The sequence below is a fragment of the Cellulophaga omnivescoria genome, from assembly GCF_027915275.1.
In the GTDB taxonomy this organism is placed as follows: Bacteria; Bacteroidota; Bacteroidia; order Flavobacteriales; family Flavobacteriaceae; genus Cellulophaga; species Cellulophaga omnivescoria.
Genome location: NZ_CP115819.1, coordinates 213018 through 235823, shown reverse-complemented (window position 1 = coordinate 235823; position 22806 = coordinate 213018). Strand labels below are relative to the sequence as shown.

Below are 22806 nucleotides of genomic sequence, written 5' to 3'. Positions count from 1 at the left end.
TTTAAATGCATAAAATAGATTTAGGTTTAGTAGAAATGACAATGGATGTTATGAAATATGCCATTGATAGAATATCTGCTACTGAAAGAGAAATAGGAAAACCAATTAAAGCCGAAGAATTGAAGAATTTAGTTGGAGAAACTATAACCAATAAAGGAATTGGAGGAGAAAATGCATTTAATTTATGGAAGAAACATTTGGCTAATGCAAATGTGCAAATAGACCATCCAAGGCATTTAGCATTTGTACCAGCTTCACCAACTAGAGCTGCCATTATGTTTGATTTAGTTACCTCTGCATCTAGCATACACGGAGCTTATTGGATGGAAGGTGCAGGTGGTATTTTTTGTGAAAACGAAGCAATGAAATGGATTGTTTCTTTAACAGGATTACCTAAAGGTGCTTTTGGTGTTTTTACTAGCGGTGGTACTGCAGCTAACTTATCTGCATTGGTTACAGCAAGAGAACACTTTAGAGAAAAAGAAGAAAACAGAGGGAAAAAAGGCTTAATTATAGCATCAATTGGTGCGCATTCTTCTGTAAAGGCAATGGCCAAAGTTATAGATGTAGATATTCTTTTAGTAGATTCAGAAGAGAGTTTGCATCAATCAGAATTAGAAGAAACAATTGCTAGTTTATCTTTAGAACAGCGTAACAGACTATTTGCAGTAGTTGCAACTGGTGGCACAACAAATGCGGGTATTATAGATGATTTAAACGGTATTGCTGCGGTATGTAAGCAACAAAATTTATGGTTTCATGTAGATGCAGCATACGGCGGAGGTGCTTTAGTTGCAGATTCTGTTAGGCACTTGTTCAATGGTATAGAGCAAGCAGATAGTATTACTATAGATCCTCATAAATGGATGTTTTCTCCGTATGATTGTGGAGCGGTACTTTATAAGGATATGCAATTGGCAAAAAACGCACACTCCCAACAGGGATCTTACTTAGATATTTTTAAGGATGAAGGTGCACATGGGTTTAATCCAACAGACTACCAAATACAGTTAACACGTAGAGTAAGAGGACTTCCTTTGTGGTTTTCATTAGCAATGCACGGAACAGATAGGTATAAAGAAGCTGTAGAACGCGGATTGGAACTTGCGCAAATTGCGGGTAAAATGATAGAAGAACATCCAAATTTAGAGTTGGTAAGAGAGCCAAGCTTGTCTTGTGTGTTGTATAGGAGAAAAAGTTGGAAACCAGAAGATTATACACATTGGACTTATGAGAATCATAAAAAAGGATTTGCTTTGGTAACACCAACCAAATACAAATTAGGTAATACTTATGAAACTGTTTCTAGGTTTTGTTTTATTAATCCGGATACTACAGAAAAAGATATTGAGCAAATATTGAAAACAATGGAGTAAAATTTCAATACTTTCGTTTAGCTTTTTTATAATTAAATATTACTTTTGCGCATGCAACATGACAAGGTATTAATTTTAGACTTCGGATCGCAGTACACACAACTTATTGCGCGTAGAGTTAGAGAGCTTAACATCTATTCCGAGATTCATCCATTCAACAAAATTCCAACAAACTTAGAAGAGTACAAGGCAGTTATCTTATCAGGTAGCCCAATGTCTGTACGTTCAGATGATGCTTTTCATCCTGATTTAAAAGGTATTAGAGGAGAAAAACCAATGCTAGCCGTATGTTATGGCGCACAGTATTTGGCACACTTTTCTGGCGGTGAGGTAGCCCCTTCTAATACCAGAGAGTACGGTAGAGCAAACTTAAGTTATGTAAAAGAAAATGAAACTTTTCTTAAAAACATAAGTGCAGGTAGCCAAGTTTGGATGAGTCATAGTGATACTATAAAGTCATTACCAACTAACGGAACTTTACTTGCAAGTACACATGATGTACAAAATGCAGCATATAAAATAGAAGGTGAAACAACATATGCAATACAATTTCACCCAGAGGTTTACCACTCTACAGATGGTAAACAATTATTAGAAAACTTTTTAGTAGATATAGCCAATGTAAATCCAGATTGGACGCCTAATGCATTTGTAGAAGAAACTGTAGAAGCATTAAAACAAAAAATTGGTAATGATAAAGTTGTTTTAGGTTTATCTGGAGGAGTAGATTCATCGGTAGCAGCAATGTTATTGCATAAAGCCATAGGAGAAAACTTATACTGTATATTTGTAAATAACGGTTTATTACGTAAAAATGAATTTACAGATGTGCTAGAGCAATACAAAGGTATGGGCTTAAACGTTAAAGGTGTAGATGCTTCGGCACGCTTTTTGGACGCATTAGCTGGGTTAAGTGATCCAGAACAAAAGCGTAAAGCCATTGGTCGTGTATTTATAGAGGTTTTTGATGATGAAGCTCATCAAATACAAGGAGTAAGCTGGTTAGCACAAGGTACAATTTATCCAGATGTTATAGAAAGTGTTTCTGCAACAGGAGGGCCAAGTGCAACAATAAAAAGTCACCATAATGTAGGAGGCTTGCCAGATTTTATGAAATTAAAAATAGTAGAGCCATTAAAAGCTTTATTTAAAGACGAAGTTAGGCGTGTAGGAGCCTCTATGGGTATGGCAAAAGACCTTTTAGGGCGCCATCCTTTTCCAGGACCTGGACTTGCAATACGTATTTTGGGAGATATTACACCAGAAAAAGTAGCTATTTTACAAGAAGTAGATGCTGTATTTATAGGAGAACTAAAAAAAAGTGGCTTATATGATAAGGTTTGGCAGGCCGGAGCCATACTTTTACCCGTAAATAGTGTAGGTGTAATGGGGGATGAACGTACGTACGAGAAATGTGTAGCTTTACGTGCAGTAGAAAGCACAGACGGAATGACAGCAGATTGGGTAAACTTACCATACGAGTTTTTACAAAAGGTGTCTAATAATATTATAAATAAAGTAAAAGGCGTTAATAGAGTAGTTTACGATATTAGTTCTAAACCGCCTGCAACAATAGAATGGGAATAATTATGAATAGTAAATTTTTTAAAACAGTTCTTTCTTTTTTGTTAATTCTTTTGGTTACAGCCAACTCTTATGCACAAAAGTATAAGACACACCCTGTAAAAAGAGGAGAGTCCTTAGAGAGTATTTCTAAAACATATAATGTATCTATAGAGGATATTTTAGTTTACAATAAGGAGATTAAGAAAGGCCAAAAACTGACTCCAAATACTATCTTGATTGTTCCGTTGGATAAAAAAATGGCAGCTGTAACGGCTTCCTTGGCAGGCGATAAGCCTGTAAAGGTTACTCAGGTTAAGCAAGAGAAGCCAATTCGTTTTATAGAGCATAAAGCAAAAAAAAGAGAAACCTTATACAGTCTTGCTAAACAATACAATGTTACAGAAGATGATATTAAAAGATACAATACACAATTGTATGCAGAGCAATTAAAAAAGGGAACTGTTTTAAAAATTCCTGTTTATAAAAAAGTAGTTATAGATACTTCTGAGGCTCCAGCTTCTACTACCAATAACAATGTTTCTGTTAGTTATGAAGATACACCATATAAATTTACAAACTATAAGGTTAAAAAAAGAGAAACACTTTATGGTATTTCTAAGCAGTTTAAAGTTTCTCAGGATCAAATAAAAAAATACAATACAATTTTGTATTCTGATGATGTAAAGAAAGGAATGATATTAAGAATTCCTCACTTTAAAAAAGTTGAAGTAAAAGAGGTTGTTTTAAAATCTTATATTGTAAAGGCAAAAGAAACACGCTGGAGTATAGCAAACAAATATGGCATTACTGTAGATAGTTTACTTCTTTTAAATCCAGATTTGCCAAAATCTTCTAATTATTTGGCAGAAGGTCAGGAACTTAAAATACCAGAACGTAATATACTAGTTAGAGATAGCTTGGTTAAAACTGGTTCAGAAAAAGTGCCAAATTTTATAACTTATACTGTACCTGCAAAAATGACTTTTTATAGGTTAGAAAAGGCATATGGAGTTTCTGAAGAGCAAATAAAACAGGCAAATCCTTTAGTTAAAGAAAAAGGACTACAAGAAGGAATGAATATAAAAATTCCTACTTTAAAAGGTCAGTCTGCGTCAGATGCACAGGTAGTAAATTCAGAAAACTATATATTTTATGTAGTTCGTCAGGGGCAAGGAGAAATGTCTTTGTCTAGAGATTTGGGGGTGTCATTTGCAGAGTTAACAGCATTTAATCCTGCTTTAAAAGAAGGTATTAAAGCTGGAATGGTTTTAAAATTACCAAAAGCTAGAAGCAGTAATTTTACCGTTAAAAACTCATTAATTCTTCCAAAAATTAATTTAGTAGATAGCGTAAATGTTGCAATTAGACCAAAAGTAATGGTGTTATTACCGTTTAGGTTAGATAAAATTGATATTAATAATACATCTGAAGCTAAAAGGGATATAGAAAAAAGACTGGATACAAAAATTAGTTTAGGTTTTTATTCTGGTATGCAATTAGCGTTAGACGCTATTAAGAAAAAAGGTGTTTCTGTAGATGTAACAGCTTATGATACACAGTCTACAAAAAGTGTTGAAAAGGTAAAGGAGATTTTAGAAAAAGAAAATATTGGTGATTATAGAGCAATTATTGGTCCTTTAGATCCACAATCTATACAAGAAGTAGCTAAAAAAACTGCAGGACTTCAAATACCTGTTATTTCTCCTAACTTAACAGAGCAAGAAATAGGTTTTGGTAATACATTTTACTCATTACCATCTAATGAGGTTTTAAGAACAAAAATATTAGATTACGTTTCTAGTATTTATACAAATCAAAATATTGTAATTATTGCAGACTCTAAGCATAAGGCAGAGTCTGATGCTATAACAGAAAGGTTTCCTAAAGCTAAAAAGGTTAGTTTAATTAAAGATTTAACAATAAATATTAATAAACTAAAATATTTATTGTCAAGAAACGTAGATAATTTTGTTTTTGTAGAGACAAGTAATTTGGCTTTGTCTAAGCATGCAACATCTGTTGTAAACTCTTTAAATGCCAAGGATACAAAAATTAGAATGTTTACAACAGACCTTAATAAAGCTTTTGATAGAGATGAAGTAGATAATATGCTTTTATCTAATTTAAACTTTACATATCCATCAGTAAATAAAGAAATTACAGATGAAGGCTTTAATAAATTGTATAGATCAAAATTTGGTGCTAACCCAGATAAATACGCAGCTAGAGGTTTTGATATTATGTATGACATATTATTAAAACTAGCTTATAAAAACGATTTATTTGAAGTTTCTAAAATAGTAGGAGAAACAGAATACACTGCTAATAAATTTAACTACGTTAATAAGCAAAATGCCGGATTTACTAATACTGCAGTTTACATTATGCAATATAATGATATGAAAATAGAAGAAGTGGAGAAGGTGGTACCTAAAAAATAAGGTATGCTAATCTTTAAAAAAACGTTTTTTTTATTGTCTGTATTGCTTGTTATAAGTAGTAATGCGCAAACAGAAGAAACAATTGTATGGAAGCCCAATTTAGTTTTAAATTGGGCTAATTTTAAGGGTAAAACATCAAAAAATAATAGAGCTGCAGCTGTAACAGCTAGTGGTATAACATATAAGTATACTACTTATTTTAACAGGGAAAAGGGCAATAAATTCACTTATGAAGTTATTGCTCTTTTTTATCCTAATAAATCATGGTATAGGCCTAGTATATCTACAAATGTTACATTAGCTCATGAACAATTACATTTTGATATAGCTGAAATTTATGCACGAAAAATGAGAAATCGTTTAAGTAAAATTAAGCCTTCAAAAAATACTAGAAAAGAAGTTAAAGAAATTTATAGCGCCATAAATAAAGAGTTAAATGCGTATCAAGATTTGTATGACGCAGAAACAAATTACTCTAGAAATTTAGAAAAGCAGCTTTTATGGCAAACCAAGGTTAAAAAACAACTAAAATTAAAATAATTGTATAGGTTAAAAAAAGCGACATCAAGTGTCGCTTTTTTTAACTTCAATTTTATTTATCTTATTCTTTATTTAGTGTAATTACTAACGTTCCTTTTGTGTCTAAATCTACACCTCCTGTAGTTACAATTCTATTTACTTCAGTTTGCAAAACAAGTGTTTCATCAGTTAAGCTAATTACTTTGTATGTACCATTAACGGTATCATTAGCGTCAAGTTTTAGTGTGTCATTATCTAATGACCAATCACCAGAACTCAGCGGACTTTCAGATGTTATGGTTTCTGTATAATCAGTTCCTAAAAACGAGAAATTAATTACAGTGATATATTCTCCTGTGCTAATAATTTTATTAGGGTTTTCAGTAAATGTAGCAGTAGAGTTTTCGTTTGTAGAATTTGCTGTATATTCTAACGGATAGGTTTGGTTGTTAACTACAGTAGTAGCTGTTCCATTATCTATTTTAGCACTAACTAATGCCCATGTCCCAAGCAAAGGAGATTTTACTTCTACTTCATCTGCAATTAATGGGTTTGTACCAGCATTTACTTCATCAATATTAATTATCCCGTCAGCATCACAATCTAAATTTTTCCAAGTAGCATTTGTGCTTACTGTTTGGCTGTCTAATTTAAAAGAACAGTTTTTTAGAGGGTCTGTATTGTCTTCAATTTCTTTTCCATCTATAACACCATCACCGTCTGTGTCCTCATTATTTGGATCTGTACCATTTTCTATTTCTTCTTCATCAGTAATTCCGTCGTTATCTGTATCTAAAGTTATATTATCTTCAGCTTGTTCTACTAGTTTATAAAGTTGTTCACTATCATTGTTATTACAAGCTATAAGCATTACTAAAAAAACACAAAAGACAAATACTTTTTTCATAGTTTTACGGCATTAAAGTTGTTTTATAATCTAAAAAAGGATGTATGTAGTTGTTACTGTTCTATTTACGGTGTAAAGTTACTTTTAGACTTTTTAATTATGTTAAAAAACGATAACCAAAAACTTATAGAATTGGCTCATTACAGAATGCCATTTGGTAAATACAAAGGAAGGTATTTGGTAAACCTACCAGAACCATATTTGGTATGGTTTAATCAAAAGGGTTTTCCTGAGGGTAAACTAGGTGTTTTGTTAAAATCTATGTTAGAAATTAAAATAAACGGATTGGAAGATATCATTCTAAAAATTCAGAAAGATTTTCCTAAAGAATAGACTGCTTTTGTAATAGCAATTTGCTATTTTTGCTTGCGTTAAGAAAACAACCTAACGCTACATGGCAAACACTAAGTACATATTTGTAACCGGAGGGGTTACATCATCTCTAGGAAAAGGAATTATAGCTGCATCTTTGGCTAAACTATTACAAGCTAGAGGTTACAGAACTACCATTCAAAAATTGGATCCTTATATTAATGTAGATCCAGGAACATTAAACCCTTATGAACACGGAGAATGCTACGTTACTGACGATGGTGCAGAAACGGATTTAGACCTTGGGCATTATGAGCGTTTTTTAAACGTAAGAACTTCGCAAGCTAATAATGTTACTACAGGTAGAATTTACCAAAGTGTTATAGAAAAAGAACGTAGAGGAGAGTTTTTAGGAAAAACAGTACAAGTAGTCCCTCATATTACCAATGAAATTAAAGAACGTATACAAATACTTGGAAAAAGTGGTGATTATGATATTGTAATTACAGAAATTGGTGGTACTGTTGGTGATATAGAATCTTTACCATATATAGAAGCAGTTAGGCAGTTATTATGGGAGTTAGGAGATAACAATGGTATTGTTATACACTTAACTCTAGTACCTTATTTGTCTGCTGCTGGGGAGTTAAAAACAAAACCAACTCAGCACTCTGTTAAAACATTAATGGAAAGTGGTATTAAGGCAGATATTTTAGTTTGTAGAACAGAACACCAAATCTCTGATGAAATAAAGCATAAGTTAGCATTGTTTTGTAACGTAAAAAGAGAAGCAGTAATACAATCTATAGATGCATCTACAATTTATGATGTTCCTTTATTAATGCAACAAGAAGGTTTAGATACTGTTGTTTTAGAAAGGTTGGCTTTGTCTGATACTGAGAAACCAGATTTAACCACGTGGAATCAATTTCTAGAACGTCATAAAAACCCTAAAAATCAAGTTACAATTGGTTTAATTGGTAAGTATGTAGAATTGCAAGATTCTTATAAATCTATTTTAGAAGCCTTTATACATGCAGGAGCAGAAAACGAGGTAAAAGTTGAAGTAAAATCTATACACTCTGAACATATTTTGGGTAAAAGTATGGCAGAAGAATTAAAAGGATTAGACGGTATACTTGTTGCTCCTGGTTTTGGAGAAAGAGGTATTGAAGGTAAAATTAAAGCTGTGCAATACGCTAGAGAAAATAATATACCATTTTTGGGTATATGTCTAGGTATGCAAATGGCAGTTATAGAGTTTTCTAGAAATGTTTTAGGTTTAGCAAATGCAAACTCTAAAGAAATGGACGAGGAAACTCCTAATCCTGTTATTAATTTAATGGAAGAACAAAAAACTGTAGTAAACAAAGGTGGTACTATGCGTTTAGGTACTTGGGCCTGCCATTTAGAAGATAACAGTTTAGTTAAAGATGTTTACAACGGAAAATCAGATATATCTGAACGCCATAGGCATAGGTACGAGTTTAATAACAAGTACAAAGAACAAATTACGGCTGCAGGTTTACAAGCCTCTGGTATTAATAAAGATACAGGTTTGGTAGAGATTGTAGAATTGCCAAAAGAAGTACATCCTTGGTTTATAGGTGTGCAATATCACCCAGAATATAAAAGTACAGTAGCTAATCCACACCCACTATTTGTAGGATTTGTAAAAGCAGCTCTAGAACATAAAAAACAATAAAAAAGTGCCAGTTTGGCATAAAGTGTACATTTGGGCATATATTTGCAAACTGTAATTTATTATTAACATAAATAGATTTATAGTGGTTACTATAAAATCTTTGACATATTAGAATGGAAGAAAAGAAATTTGATGCAAAAACCTTAATTGGGTTTTTACTAATTTTTGGATTGTTTGTTTTATGGTTTAATACCACACAACCAACTGCCGAGGAACTTGAAGCACAGAAAAAAGAAAAACAAAAAACTGAAGCTGCGGCAGCAGATAACAAACAAGAGAAAGAGACTATTTCTCAAGAACCAGTTTTAAATTTATCAGACTCTACTGCGGTTGCTAATTACAAAAGTAAAATTGGTGCTTTCGGTTACACGCCAGCATCAGACGGAACTACAGTTTTAGAAAATAACGTACTATATTTAAGATTTAGTAACAAAGGTGGGCAAATTGTAGAAGCAAAAATGAAGAATTTTGTTACCTATGATTCTCTTCCTGTACATTTGGTAAAAGACAATAATGCTAGTTTTGGTTTAACTTTTACCACATCAGATAATAGAGTTTTAGATACTAAAAATTTATATTTTGAGCCAACAGTCTCTAAAAATGGTAAAAACACAGTGCTTTCTATGAAAGCTAAAGTTTCTGCTACAGACTTTTTAGAATACAGATATGAGATTAAACCAGATGAATATTTATTGGACTTTAATATTCGCTCACAAGGCTTAAATGGAGTAATAAATAGTGCTGCACCAATTGCTTTGGTTTGGAAGCAAAAAGGAATTAGGCACAGTAAAAGTGCTACCTATGAAAATAGATACACACGTTTAACATACAATCATGATGATGGTAATATTAGTAAGTTATCTGAGGGAAGTGATGATGAAGAGGAAGAGGAAGATGTTAAATGGTTATCATACAGACAACATTTCTTTAGCTCTATTTTGGCAACAGATAAGCATTTTAAAACTGCTAAATTAAGTTCTGTAAATTTGGTAGAGGATGATACACCAGAAACAAAGTTTACAAAAGAAAATACAGCTGTTTTACCTTTACAAACAGAAGCGGGTGAGTTAGCCTATAATATGAATCTTTATTATGGACCAACAGATATTAAAGAGCTATCTAAATATGAAGATTTAGGTCTAGAAGACTCTATACCTTATGGTTGGGGAATATTTGGTTTTATAAATAGATATGTTTTTACACCAGCTTATACATTTTTAAGTAGCTTTTTACCATATGGTATAGCTATTATTGTAATGACAATTTTGGTACGTTTATTAATGTCGCCGGTAACTTATAAGTCATACTTATCACAAGCAAAAATGAAGGTTTTAAAGCCAGAAATTGCTGAAATAGGGGAGAAGTATAAGGACAACCCAATGAAAAAACAGCAAGAAACTATGAAGCTTTATAATAAAGCAGGAGCAAGCCCAATGAGTGGTTGTTTGCCAGCTTTATTACAATTGCCAGTTTTTTATGCATTGTTTATGTTTTTTCCAACGTCTTTTGCGTTGCGTCAAAAACCATTTTTATGGGCAGACGATTTATCGTCTTATGATATTATAGCAGAATTACCTTTTCATATTCCATTGTACGGAGATCACGTTAGTTTATTTCCAATATTAGCTTCTATTGCTATTTTCTTTTATATGATGATGACATCTGGTCAAAATATGCAACAGCAACCAGGAATGCCTAATATGAAGTTTATACTTTACCTATCTCCATTAATGATGTTGGTATTCTTTAATAGTTACGCTAGTGGACTTAGTTTGTACTACTTTGTATCTAACTTAATTACAATATTTATAATGTTGGCAATTAAGAAGTTTATTATTGATGAAGATAAAATACACGCTAAAATTCAGGAAAATAAAAAGAAACCTAAGAAGGAAAACAAGTTTCAGAAGAAGATGCGTGAAATGATGGAGCAAGCAGAAGAGCATAAAAAGAATAGATAATTATCTTTTTAATAGATTATAAAAAAATCCTGCTTCTTGTATATGAAGCAGGATTTTTTTTATTACGGCACAAAAAAAAAGCTCCTATTTCTAGGAGCTTTAAGCACTAAGTAGGTTAAGCTTAGTAACATTTGGGACTCCAAAGATGCAACCTATTAAGAGGTTAAAAAATGTTTAGTTGTAAAAGTCCCTATTTTGTATGTTAAGCAGAGTCATTTTGTTGTTTAATTTTCGACTAAGATTTTAGTCTGTTTTTAATCGATTTTAAATATCGATAAACGGTGCGTTTTTTTATAAAAAATTGAAGATTTATGGGTAATAATAGAAATACAAAGCATTTTAGATTTTTGTATTTTTGCAATTCAGATTTTAAAAAATGAAAAAAGTAGTAGTAGGACTTTCAGGTGGTGTAGATTCTAGCGTTACAGCCTATCTTTTAAAAGAGCAAGGTTATGATGTAATTGGGCTTTTTATGAAAAATTGGCACGATGATTCTGTTACCATTTCTAATGAATGTCCGTGGTTAGAAGATAGTAATGATGCACTAATAGTTGCTGAGAAATTAGGTATTCCTTTTCAAACAGTAGATTTAAGCGTAGAATATAAAGAACGCATTGTAGACTATATGTTTAATGAGTATGAAAAAGGTAGAACACCTAACCCAGATGTACTTTGTAACAGAGAAATTAAGTTTGATGTGTTTATGAAGATTGCAATGCAATTAGGAGCAGACTTTGTAGCAACAGGTCATTACTGCAGAAAAACATCTTTTATAAATGAAGAAGGTAAAGAAATACACCAACTTTTGGCTGGTAAAGATGGTAATAAAGATCAATCTTATTTTTTATGTCAACTTTCACAAGAGCAGTTATCCAAAACATTGTTCCCTATAGGTAATTTGTTAAAACCAGAAGTACGTAAAATTGCTGCAGAAAATGATTTAATTACTGCAGATAAAAAAGATTCTCAAGGTCTATGTTTTATAGGTAAAGTTCGCTTGCCAGATTTTCTTCAGCAAAAATTGAAACCAAAACAAGGTGTAATTGTAGAGGTTTCTTCTAACTTAGAACAATACAACACTATAATACCAAAGTTTGCTACCAAGGAAGAAGAGCTGTCTTACAATGCTGCAAAACCTGTTTATAATTTAAATGATGGTAAAGTTGTAGGAGAACACCAAGGAGCTCATTATTTTACAAAGGGACAGCGTAAAGGTTTAGCTGTTGGTGGTACTAAAGAACCGCTGTTTGTTATAGAGACAGATGTTAATGAGAATGTAATATACACTGGTCAAGGTAAAAATCACCCAGGTTTATACCGTAAAACACTATTTGTGGCTAACGATGAGTTACATTGGGTGCGTACAGATATGGCTTTAAAGGTTGATGAAACAATGGAAGTTATGGCACGTATACGCTACAGGCAGGCTTTACAAAAAGCTACATTATACAAGGTTGATGCTGGTTTGTATGTAGATTTTGAAGAAGAACAATCTGCAATGACAGAAGGGCAATTTGTTGCTTGGTATATTGGAGATGAGCTTATAGGTTCTGGAGTTATATCATAATAATTTTTAAGTTTGATAAAATAAAAATATGCAAAATAGAATAACATCATTATTTAATATTGAATATCCAATTATACAAGCCGGAATGATCTGGGCTAGTGGCTGGAAGCTAGCGTCTGCTGTTTCTAATGCAGGCGGATTAGGAATAATTGGTGCTGGATCTATGTATCCGGATGTTTTAAAAGAGCATATTTTAAAATGCCAGAAAGCTACAGATAAACCTTTTGCAGTTAATGTACCAATGTTGTACCCTAATGTAGAAGAAATAATGAAAATTATTGTAGACTTAGGCGTTAAAATTGTATTTACATCTGCAGGTAATCCAAAAACTTGGACTAGTTATTTAAAAGAAAACGGAATTACAGTAGTGCACGTTGTTAGTAGTTTAAAATTTGCATTAAAGTCTGAGACAGCTGGTGTAGATGCTGTTGTTGCTGAAGGTTTTGAAGCTGGCGGGCATAACGGACGTGATGAAACTACTACTTTAACTCTTATACCAGCCGTTAAAGAGCAATTAAAAATACCATTAATTGCAGCAGGCGGTATTGCAACAGGTAAAGCTATGTTGGCTGTTATGATTTTAGGTGCAGATGCTGTGCAAATTGGTAGTAGGTTTGTTGCAAGTGAAGAAGCTTCTTCACATCAGTTATTTAAAGAAAAAGTAATAGAGTCTAAAGAAGGAGACACGCAATTAACGCTTAAAGAACTAGCACCAGTACGTTTATTAAAAAACAAATTTTACAACCAAGTGCAAGATGCTTATGCAAAAGGAGCAACACCTGAAGATTTGAAGTTATTACTTGGTAGAGCACGTGCAAAACGTGGTATGTTTGAAGGAGATATGGAAGACGGTGAGCTAGAAATTGGACAAGTAGCAGCTATTATACACAAAATTATGCCTGCAGCAGATATTGTTAAAGAAATAGTAACTGAATTTGAGTTGGCAAAAAATGCAGCCACCAATTTATAATTAATAGTGTAGAGATTTAAAATAGATAAAAGCATCTAACAGTCTACTACCATACCAAGAAAAATATTCGCCATCTACGAGCTCAACAGTTGTAGATGGCATTATTTTTTTAATTTCATCTATATGTGTTCTTTTAAACGGGTATGGTTCTGAAGATAATAATATGCAATCTGGCTTTAATTTTTGTATTGCCTTTAAAGTTGTCTCTGGGTAGCGTAAATAATCAGCAAAAACATTAGTATAATTATTAAGTGTTAGCATATGGTTTATAAAAGTATCACGACCAACAGTCATATATGGGTCTTTCCATATTAAATAAACTACCTTCTTATTTGCTTTGTTTTTTATAAAATCTTTAAATGCATTAGCTTCATTCCTTATGGTGTTAACAATTTTGGTGGCGCTAAACATTTTATTAAAAATAGAACCATATTGCATTATCAGCTCTAAAGAGTCCTCTAAATCATTAATATTAGATACGTGTACAGGGTAAAGTTTTTCTAGCGTATCTACAATTTCTTTTGTGTTTTCTTCTTTATTACACAAAATTATGTCTGGTTTAGCAGCTTCAATTTTGGCTAATGAAATTTTTTTTGTCCCGCCAAACACTTTTTTAGATATGCGTAAGTGTTTAGGGTGTACACAAAATTTAGTTACCCCAACAATATATTCTTCTAATCCTAGGTCTACTAATAATTCTGTTTGCGAAGGAACTAAAGAAATAATACGTAATGGTTTTTTAGGGCATTTAATTTGCCTTCCCATTTGGTCTATAATTTGCTGCATAAAAGCAAATATACCTTAAATATTAGCGCATAACATTAAATGTTATCCGGAAACAAGAAAAAGCTTTTTAATATATCTTTTAATCCATCTGGAGTTAGTGGTTTACTCTTAAAATCGTTAATTTGAGTAAAGCTTAAAGCACGTTCTTTATCATCTGGGTTTAAAGATGTTGTTAGCATAACTATAACTGTTTCTGCCATTTGATTTTTTTCAAGCTTTTTGTACTCTTGTAAAAACTCCCAACCGTTCATTATAGGCATATTTATGTCTAATAAAATTAGGCTTGGTTGTGGGTACTTACCATTAGACTCAGTTTTAAGATAATTTATTGCTTCTTCTCCGTTGGTTTTAACAATTACATTATCTGTACAGTTAACCTTTTTAATGACCATTTTGTGCAAAAAATTTGTTGCATCATCATCATCTATTAACAATATACTTTTTAGCTTGTTCATTTTTGTTTTTTAATAGTAAATTTAAATTCGGTTCCCTTGTCTGGTTCAGATATTACCCATATTCTTCCTTCATGCATTAATACAATTTTTAAGCAATGGGTTAGTCCTATTCCTATACCATCATAAACGTCTTTAGAATGTAAGCGTTGAAACATAGAAAATATTTTATCTTGGTGCTTTTTTTCTATACCAATACCGTTATCTTTTACGCTAAACTCCCAGTAATCGCCTGTATCTTTACCTTTAATTTCTACTATTGGAGTATTTCCTTTTTTTTGAAATTTAATTGCGTTTGCTATTAAATTTTGGAAAAGAATACGTAATTCTGTTTTTTGGCCATATATTTTTGGTAGTTTTTTATATTCTATAATGGCGTTTGTATCTTTTAAATGAGGCTGCATTTCTGCAACTATGTTTTTTAAAAGTTTATTGGTTTTAACTTTTACAATTTCATTTTTTGCTCCAATTCTAGAGTAATCAAAAACAGCTTTAATAAGCAAACTCATTCTTGTTGTTGCTTGTTTAATAAAACTAAGATAGGTTTTGCCATTTTCATCTAGCTTGTCTCCATATTCTTCTTTAAACAATTGGGTAAAGTTTAATAGTGTACGTAAGGGCTCTTGTAGGTCATGGGATGCTATAAAAGCAAATTGCTCTAGTTCTTTATTTTTTTGACTAACTACATAATGTGCATTTTTTAGGGCTATTACTCTTATTTGCTCTTTTTTATGAGCAGAGATATAGTCTAGTATAATGCCAATAAAAGGTATGGTGTAAGATATTGCTTTTAAAACGTGTGCTATGTTAAAATTAGAGTCGTGTAAATTTTCTGATCCAAAAGCCATATACATTTGTGTTGCAATGGCGGGTATCATACTCCATAATAGTGTGTTAGAGAATACATTATTCTCTTTTTTAATAAGTTTTGGAAATAAGTATATTGCCATAAGTAAGAACAGTACAAGTGATATTAAATCATAAGGTCTTGTTACAATACTATTATGGAACGTTGTTGTAGGTAAAGTTGGGCTTAAGGCAGATAGGTATACAGTTGAAAGAACTATTACTGCAAAAATTAGGGTAACAATTAAAACTAAACGCCTACCGTTTTTTGGTAACATTCGTTTTTTCTGCAATAAAATTATACTTACCCCTAATATTAAAATTACGCTATTAAATATTCTTGATAATGCCCAAGTAAAGGGTAAAAAATTTTCATTGTCTGTTGCAGGATTAATTATTTTTATTGCTGCTAAAGCATGAAATCCGTCTATAAAGCCAGCACATAGCAATGCACCTCCAATAATTGGTGTGGTAGGGTTATTTGTAATTCTATATTGTATAAAGGCTAATACTGCAGTAGCAATAGCGATACAAATAGCTGTCCATTCTAAAATTAGGTGAGTAAAAGTACCTCTTAAATGCGTAAAGGCTAAATCTTGCGTAGTATGGTTTAGGTTAACCATATCTCCGTTAGCATTTAAAATTACGTTTACACTTCCAAAGTTAACTCCTGCTAACTGAAGAAGAAATGGAGAAATACATATAACCAGTAAAGTAACAACTAAAGTTTTAGATAACTGTAGTTCTTTTGTTAAGGGGGGAGTTTTCATATGTAAATAAATACCTACTCTAAAAATAAGTAATTTTTGTAAGGTATTAAGTATTTTATCAACTTATTTTAGTTAAAAAATAAGTGTAGCGGTTATAATTCTTTAAAATGGTTGTTTACTATTTCTAAAGCTTTTTTTACTTCATCATTATGTACATACAAATCTTGTTCCCCAGGAATGGCAGATGCAAAACCAGCTAGTCTTCCAGACTCGGACTCGTCTTTTACAACGCCTTCTATATTAATTTGTAATAACTTTTCTAAAATAGCCTTTACATTAAATTGGTTTCCGCTATATATTTTTTGGTAGTTAGTTTGTAGCATAAATTTTAATTCAGGTTTAAAATATATAATATACGGAAAAATAAAGAATTTTTATTTTAAAACCTGTTTTTGTAGTATTTTTTTTAACACAAACATGTAAGTGGTTCTTTTACAGCAACTCTATTTTGCATTTTAAATATAAGTAGACTTTAATTAAGTAAAATATGACTGTTTTTTTAACCAGAAAAAATAATATTCGCTAGTTTTTTACAACAAACCTCTTGCCTTAATTTCTAAATATTTATTTATAGTATTAATTGTTAGTTCTTCCGGCTTGGTAAGTATAGTTTGTATACCGTATTGCTGCAGTTCTTTTTGCATTAATTTTTTATCCATACTAAATTTTTCTGCAATAGTTTTGTGGTAAATACCTTGTAAGTCATTGGCACTAGTATTTATGAGTTCTTCTAGCTCAGTATTTTCAAAAAACACAACAACTAAAACGTGCTTTTTGGCAATGGCAAGTAAAAAAGGTAGTTGCCTACGCATAGCTGTAATGTGCTCAAAATTTGTGTATAGCAGTAATAAACTTCTGTGATTTACTTTTCTTTTAATATGCGCGTAAAGCAATCCAAAATCTGAGTCTGTGTACTCTGTAGAAATATTGTAAAGCTTTTCTAGGATAGAGTTTAAATAAGTTGGTTTTTGTACAGCAGGTAAAAAAGTCTCTATGTTTTTAGAGAATGATATCATCCCGGTTTTATCATTTTTTTTAAGCGCTACATTAGAAAATGCAAGTGTGCTATTTATTGCATAATCTAACAGTTTTAGACCATTAAAAGGCATTTTCATTACCCTGCCAGTATCTATAACAGAATAAATAGGTTGCGATTTTTCATCTTGGTATTGGTTTACCATTAATTGGTTGCTTTTGGCAGTTGCTTTCCAATTTATTGTTCTAAAATCGTCTCCTGCAACGTACTCTTTAATTTGCTCAAACTCTTGAGTATGACCAATGCGTCTAATTTTTTTCATTCCAAATTCAGATAATTTATTGCTAATAGCTAAAAAATCATATTTCTGCATTTGTATAATAGACGGGTAAACAGGTACCATTTGGTTCTTTAAATACAAGAACCTACGTTTTACTATGCGTAGGGGAGAAGAGGCATAAATATTTAAATTACCAAAGTAATATTCTCCACGTTCTACGGGTCTAACTGTATACTCAAAAATTTTAGGTTCCTTTTTAGTAAGTATGGTGTTGTATTTAAAATCTCTTTTTTGAAATTGAATAGGTAATTCCTCTACTACAGTAATACCCGTTTTAAAATCGTATGTGCTAATAAATTCCATAACAATAGGGTTATGGTCACTGTTTGATAATTTTTGAGGTAAGCTTCTGCTGGCCTTTACACTGTTTTTTGTGGCGTAAAGTAAAACAACATCAAACAAAAACATTGCTAATAAAACCATAGTACAAATCCACGCAATAGGGTATAGCCATTTGTACCAGTATGATGTCATAAACATTGCTGATAGTATGGCTAGGTACCAGAAAAAGGTATTGTGTATGTAAAACGATTTTAAAAAGCGCATGTAGTATTATCTAGGTATTTCTACAGATTCAATTATCATATGCACAACACTTTCTGTTGTCATACCTTCCATTTCGCGTTCTGGAGTTAAAATTACTCTGTGGTTTAGCACAGGCTCTAACGCCTTTTTTACATCTTCTGGAGTAACAAAATCTCTACCATTAATAGCTGCAAAAGCCTTAGCGGCGTTTAAGGTAGCTAAAGAGGCTCTAGGAGAACCACCAAGGTATAAGTGTGGATGATTACGAGTTTTAGATATTATTTCTGCTATGTAACGTAAAATTTTAGCTTCTACAATTACATCTTGTATATTTTTTTTATACTCTTTTAACTTAGCTGGTGAGAGTATATAATTAATTAATGTTTGTGGTTTAGCTCCTTTACGTTCATGATGAGTTGTAATTATTTTTATTTCTTCTTCTAAGGTTGGGTACTCTACTTTTATTTTAAATAAAAAACGGTCTAATTGTGCCTCTGGTAATGCGTATGTGCCTTCTTGTTCTATAGGGTTTTGGGTGGCTAAAACCATAAACGGAGCTTCCATTTTGTATGTTTTGCCATCCATAGTAACTTGTGTTTCTTCCATAATTTCAAACAAAGCGGCTTGTGTTTTAGCAGGAGCTCTGTTTATTTCATCAATTAAAATAATGTTAGAGAAAATGGGCCCTTTTTTAAATTCAAACTCAGAAGATTTAACGTTAAAAATAGAAGTACCCAAAATATCACTAGGCATAAGATCTGGAGTAAACTGTATGCGACTAAAATCGGTTTTTAAAGTTTTAGCAAATAATTTAGCAGTAACGGTTTTTGCAATTCCAGGAACACCTTCAATTAACACGTGGCCATCTACTAAAAGCGAAACAATTAATAACTCTACAAAACGGTCTTGACCAATAATTACTTTAGCCAGCTCTTGTTTAATACCTGTTACAGCATTTTTTAAATCCTCTAGAGGTATTCTATTATCAAAATTGATATCGTTATTTGCTTCCATTTGCTTTGTCTTTAAATTGTTCTATTTTTTTATCTAATGCTAACAGCTCGTCATTAGTTATGCTGTGTTTATTCATAAGATTATCTAAAAAAAGAAATAAATTTTTAATTTCTTCTTTTGTATGAAAACTTCTTGCGGAGACTGTATTGTAAAAATCATCATTCTTTTCTAAAGTATTTACATGAAATTTAGATCGTACAAAATCCATAAAAAAGTTAATCTTATGTTCTGCAATTTCTTTTTGCCTGTTTTTTTGATAATACATATCTGCTATGGTACGTGTAAATGCCAAAGTCTGATTTTTTAAAGGGGTAACCACAGGTATAGCTCGTTGTTTTCTTTTTCCTTCAAAAAACACATAAAATAAAGCACCAATTAGGGCTATGTAATAGGCCCATTTTAATTCTTTAGCACTTAAAAATATGCGCATTGGTGAAGTGTAAAATGTTTTGCCTGTTTTATGATGATTATCTATATACACATTTTTAGTAGTATCTATATAAGCCAATAAAGAAGATGTAAAATCTGTATTATTTTTATTTTCTAAAATAAAATAATTGGTAAATGCATAAGGGAAATGATTTAAAATAATAGTTCCGTCTCCGTAATTCTGTTTTATAATATTTGCATTTTTTATAGATATGGTTTCAAAATTATCTATAACTCCTAATACTTTGGTATTTAATGTATCTATTTTAGAAAAATAAGTTACATCAGATTTTTTACTAAACACTATAGGTTTACCACTTTTTAAAAAAGGATTAACCAACTGCATATAAAAGTGATGATTTATATCATTTGTATAAAGTGTTTTTGTGCTAAAATTAAGCTCATCTTTTAAAGCTTGACTAAAACTAGAGCCAGCTAAGTATAGTGTATTTCCTTTGGCGGTCCACTCTAAAAGTTTTTTAACTTCACTTTTGTCTATATCTAGGGTATTGTTTATTAAAACATAAGTACCAGAAATATTGTTGTTTTTATTTAAAAAAATATAAGGAGGTTCTTGTACTGCGGTTATTTTATCACCTAATCTTTTTTCTAAAATATCATTAAAAACCTTTGTTCCAAATGGTATTTTATGGTGTGTAGTAAAAGAGGGGAACCAATTAACTTCTTTTGGTTTGTTGTATTCCAAAGCTAAGTAAGCAACAAATGTTACTACTAAAATTATTATGTATGATTTTCCTTTTTTTATCACTTTTTGGTAATACTATTTTGTAGTTTAATAAACTCCGCAGCTGCTTTATTGTATTTTGGTTCGTCTATGGCAAAATCTCCATACCAAATATAATCATATAACCTAGTTATAGTTACAAAAGGTTTGGAGTAAGTAGAGTTGCTTAATTCTTTTTGGTAATCGTCATTAGTTTTTTGTAATTGCCAGTCTATAAGATCTTTTTCACTCATTATTTTTAAAATATACAAGTAGTAATATCTAATGGCTAACCTGTAGTTTTTATCTTCTAATGCATTTTTTATTAACTGCTGAATATCTTCATTTTTTATAATGTTTTCTTCTTCAGATAATGTAACGGCACTCTTGTTCTTTTTAGATAAGCTTATGCTGTTCATATTTGTTTTTAAAAAGAAGAGTACAGCAACTACAATTAAAATAACCAGCAGCAAATATGGTAATAGTCCTAAAAAAACAGACAAATAGCCAACAGCTTTTTCACCTCCAAATAGCCATTGAAAAAAGCGCAACCAGTAAGAGTATAACCAAGTTTTAAATTTTTCCCACCAAGAGTTATCTGCTTTTTCTAAGGTGTAATTATAACTAGAGTCATCTTTATAGGATTGTAAATCTTCTTCTGTAATTTTCTGTACAGGGATAGAAGCATCATCATAATCTACCTTGGTAGAGTCTTGAAAACTGTACGCAGATAAGGAAAACGTAATGCAAATAAGTAAAGAAAAAAGAAGCTTTTGCATATTAAAGATTGGTAGAATTACCCAAATTTTGAATACGCTCCATAGTACCCGTTAAATTTTTTCTTTCGTTTAAATCAAAATATATAAAAGCGCCAGCAACAACAGTTATAATACTTAATAGATATTGAAATAAAGCCGTTATAGTATTTATTGCTATTCCTATTGGGTCTAATAAAGTGCCTCCCATATTACTAGGGTCTATTTCTGCAGAAAATACGCCCATTTTTGCATACATATAAATTGCAGAAGGTACACTAAATGCGTAACCTGCTACGGCAACAACAATACCAACAACAAGCATAGTGGCAAATGTTATCCACCAATAATCTTTAATTAGTGTAAAACTATAGCTAAAAGCATCACCAACAGGTTTTTTATTAAAAATTAAAATACTAAAAGATAAGGTTAGTGGTACATACAAATATATTCCTGGTATTAAACAAAGCATAAATCCAATAATAATACATATACCAACTAAAAAAGCTAATCCAATAAATTTCCAGAATGTGCTGTAAACCTCAGATTTAATTTTGTCAAAATTTATTACTCCATTATTTTCTACATAATTTTTTATATAATGTAAGGTAACAGACTGTGCCATTGCATAAGCTGCTCCCATAGATAAAATAAATACCAATGCAGCAACAAAAATCATTAAAACATTAGTTACTTCGTTAGAGCTTTCAATATTAAAATTCATTAGCCCTCCTACCGTATAAGCATAAAAGGCATTGCAAATTAAAAATATTACTAAATAGGGTCCGGCAATTTTAAAGAAAGTATTAAAAAAAGGTTTTAACTGAGTTCTTAAAAAAGCAAAAGTATCTCCCAAAATCTCACCTAAGTCTCTTTTCTTTTTAAACTCTACATAATTATTGTTCTGCATGGTTGGTTTTTTTGTGTAATAAATAAGGGTAAATAACGTAATAATATAAAATTAAAGCTAACGAGCTTGTTATAATTAATATAGCAAGCCAGTCTGGCATTTCTGTATGTCTGGTTACAAAGCCTTCTAAAAATCCAGCAATGATAAAGAAAGGTACTGTGGATAGCATTATTTTTAGGCCGTTTACAGTTCCTCGTTTAAAAGATTCTAACCTTGTATATGTCCCTGGGAAAAGAATTCCTTTAGCTAAAACAAGTCCGGCACAGCCAGCAATTATAATTACAGATATTTCTATAGTACCATGAATCCAAATTGTACGTGCAGACTCCCAAAGCAGGCCTTTTTCATAAAACATATACTGAAAACTACCTAGCATAATACCATTTTGCATCATAATAAATAGAGATCCAATGCCAAGTAAAATTCCATAAATAAAAGCCATAATTGCAACTTTTATATTATTGATGGTTATACCTAAAAACATTTTAAATTCACTCTGTTGTTTGTACACAGCCATAGGGTCATCATTAGCAATGTTCTCTAAGGTCATATTTACATATGAATCACCTAAAAAAGATCTAACAAAATCTCCATCATTAGCAGCAGAGAAAACTCCTACTGCAGAAAAAAAAGTGAAAACAAGAAATGCAATTAGTAATTCACGACGATTGTGATAAAATAGTGTAGGAAATTCTGTTTTCCAAAAGCTGATTATTCTGTTTTTTGGCTCTTTTTTTGTTTTATAAATCTTTTGATGTGCCTCTGAAGCCAAAGAATTTAAAAAAAAAGCAGTGTTGCTGCCAGGGTAAAAAGTCTTAGCATAGCTAAGGTGATCGGTAATTTCTATATACAAATCAGACAATTTGTTTGGGTCAATTTCCGTTTTCTTTGCCAGGACACTTTCAAAAGTAGTCCATTTGTCTTTATTTTGCTTTACAAAGGCAGCTTCGCGCAT

The 22806-nt window shown here is 31.5% G+C and carries 20 protein-coding genes; 9 read left to right on the top strand and 11 right to left on the bottom strand.

From position 1 onward, the window contains the following. Positions 1 to 5 precede the first annotated feature (5 nt). The 4 genes from PBN93_RS01110 to PBN93_RS01095 are packed head-to-tail and all read left to right on the top strand — an operon-like array spanning position 6 to position 5923. A complete protein-coding gene (locus PBN93_RS01110; RefSeq protein WP_271081210.1) occupies positions 6 to 1376 on the top strand; it encodes a pyridoxal phosphate-dependent decarboxylase family protein in 1371 nt (456 codons plus the stop codon). Between the two features lie 51 nt (positions 1377 to 1427). Beyond that, positions 1428 to 2963 carry a glutamine-hydrolyzing GMP synthase gene (gene guaA / locus PBN93_RS01105; RefSeq protein ID WP_077398630.1) on the top strand — a complete coding sequence of 512 codons (1536 nt, stop codon included), beginning with the start codon at positions 1428 to 1430 and terminating at the stop codon, positions 2961 to 2963. A 2-nt stretch (positions 2964 to 2965) separates the two neighbouring features. Beyond that, positions 2966 to 5383, top strand: a complete 2418-nt coding sequence (locus tag PBN93_RS01100; protein ID WP_171974444.1) for a LysM peptidoglycan-binding domain-containing protein — start codon at positions 2966 to 2968, stop codon at positions 5381 to 5383. Positions 5384 to 5386: 3 nt separating this feature from the next. Continuing rightward, positions 5387 to 5923, top strand: coding sequence for a DUF922 domain-containing protein (locus PBN93_RS01095; protein WP_271081209.1), 537 nt, complete (start codon positions 5387 to 5389; stop codon positions 5921 to 5923). Between the two features lie 61 nt (positions 5924 to 5984). On the opposite strand, the gene PBN93_RS01090 is transcribed toward PBN93_RS01095, so the two are convergent. After that, positions 5985 to 6809 (bottom strand): lipocalin family protein, encoded by an 825-nt coding sequence (locus PBN93_RS01090; protein ID WP_077398624.1) that lies wholly within the window; start codon positions 6807 to 6809, stop codon positions 5985 to 5987. A 99-nt stretch (positions 6810 to 6908) separates the two neighbouring features. On the opposite strand from PBN93_RS01090, the gene PBN93_RS01085 reads away from it, so the two are divergent. The 5 genes from PBN93_RS01085 to PBN93_RS01065 all read left to right on the top strand — a co-directional run bounded on the left by PBN93_RS01085 (position 6909) and on the right by PBN93_RS01065 (position 13324). Continuing rightward, a complete protein-coding gene (locus PBN93_RS01085) occupies positions 6909 to 7142 on the top strand; it encodes a DUF3820 family protein (RefSeq protein ID WP_077398777.1) in 234 nt (77 codons plus the stop codon). Positions 7143 to 7203: 61 nt separating this feature from the next. Further along, complete coding sequence (locus tag PBN93_RS01080) at positions 7204 to 8826, top strand: CTP synthase (RefSeq protein ID WP_077398622.1); 1623 nt, start codon at positions 7204 to 7206, stop codon at positions 8824 to 8826. Between the two features lie 113 nt (positions 8827 to 8939). Continuing rightward, the gene (gene yidC, locus PBN93_RS01075) at positions 8940 to 10787 is read left to right on the top strand and encodes a membrane protein insertase YidC (protein WP_271081208.1); all 1848 of its coding nucleotides are present in this window, start codon (positions 8940 to 8942) and stop codon (positions 10785 to 10787) included. A 376-nt stretch (positions 10788 to 11163) separates the two neighbouring features. Next, a complete protein-coding gene (gene mnmA, locus PBN93_RS01070) occupies positions 11164 to 12354 on the top strand; it encodes a tRNA 2-thiouridine(34) synthase MnmA (protein WP_077398618.1) in 1191 nt (396 codons plus the stop codon). Positions 12355 to 12382: 28 nt separating this feature from the next. Further along, positions 12383 to 13324: an NAD(P)H-dependent flavin oxidoreductase gene (locus tag PBN93_RS01065; protein ID WP_271081207.1), complete on the top strand. Its 942-nt coding sequence runs from the start codon at positions 12383 to 12385 to the stop codon at positions 13322 to 13324. Here PBN93_RS01065 and PBN93_RS01060 read toward each other — a convergent pair whose 3' ends face one another. From PBN93_RS01060 to PBN93_RS01015, 10 genes are all read right to left on the bottom strand, one after another. Continuing rightward, on the bottom strand, positions 13325 to 14110 hold the full coding sequence (locus PBN93_RS01060) for an ABC transporter substrate-binding protein (RefSeq protein ID WP_271081206.1): 786 nt from the start codon (positions 14108 to 14110) through the stop codon (positions 13325 to 13327). Positions 14111 to 14145: 35 nt separating this feature from the next. After that, a complete protein-coding gene (locus PBN93_RS01055; RefSeq protein ID WP_077398613.1) occupies positions 14146 to 14565 on the bottom strand; it encodes a response regulator in 420 nt (139 codons plus the stop codon). After that, positions 14562 to 16178 carry an ATP-binding protein gene (locus PBN93_RS01050; RefSeq protein WP_271081205.1) on the bottom strand — a complete coding sequence of 539 codons (1617 nt, stop codon included), beginning with the start codon at positions 16176 to 16178 and terminating at the stop codon, positions 14562 to 14564. The genes PBN93_RS01055 and PBN93_RS01050 overlap by 4 nt, the downstream gene beginning before the upstream one ends. A 92-nt stretch (positions 16179 to 16270) precedes the next feature. Beyond that, positions 16271 to 16501 carry a putative signal transducing protein gene (locus tag PBN93_RS01045; protein ID WP_271081204.1) on the bottom strand — a complete coding sequence of 77 codons (231 nt, stop codon included), beginning with the start codon at positions 16499 to 16501 and terminating at the stop codon, positions 16271 to 16273. A gap of 207 nt (positions 16502 to 16708) precedes the next feature. Beyond that, complete coding sequence (locus tag PBN93_RS01040; RefSeq protein WP_271081203.1) at positions 16709 to 18040, bottom strand: DUF58 domain-containing protein; 1332 nt, start codon at positions 18038 to 18040, stop codon at positions 16709 to 16711. A gap of 6 nt (positions 18041 to 18046) precedes the next feature. Beyond that, a complete protein-coding gene (locus PBN93_RS01035) occupies positions 18047 to 19033 on the bottom strand; it encodes an AAA family ATPase (protein ID WP_271081202.1) in 987 nt (328 codons plus the stop codon). Next, entirely contained in the window at positions 19020 to 20231 is a 1212-nt protein-coding gene (locus PBN93_RS01030) for a DUF4350 domain-containing protein (protein WP_077398603.1), read from the bottom strand. The genes PBN93_RS01035 and PBN93_RS01030 overlap by 14 nt, the downstream gene beginning before the upstream one ends. Next, positions 20228 to 20965, bottom strand: a complete 738-nt coding sequence (locus PBN93_RS01025) for a DUF4129 domain-containing protein (protein WP_271081201.1) — start codon at positions 20963 to 20965, stop codon at positions 20228 to 20230. Before PBN93_RS01025 ends, PBN93_RS01030 begins: the two co-directional genes overlap by 4 nt. Position 20966: 1 nt before the next feature. Then, the gene (locus PBN93_RS01020) at positions 20967 to 21851 is read right to left on the bottom strand and encodes a hypothetical protein (RefSeq protein WP_077398599.1); all 885 of its coding nucleotides are present in this window, start codon (positions 21849 to 21851) and stop codon (positions 20967 to 20969) included. Further along, positions 21838 to 22806 carry a stage II sporulation protein M gene (locus PBN93_RS01015; protein ID WP_077398597.1) on the bottom strand — a complete coding sequence of 323 codons (969 nt, stop codon included), beginning with the start codon at positions 22804 to 22806 and terminating at the stop codon, positions 21838 to 21840. Before PBN93_RS01015 ends, PBN93_RS01020 begins: the two co-directional genes overlap by 14 nt.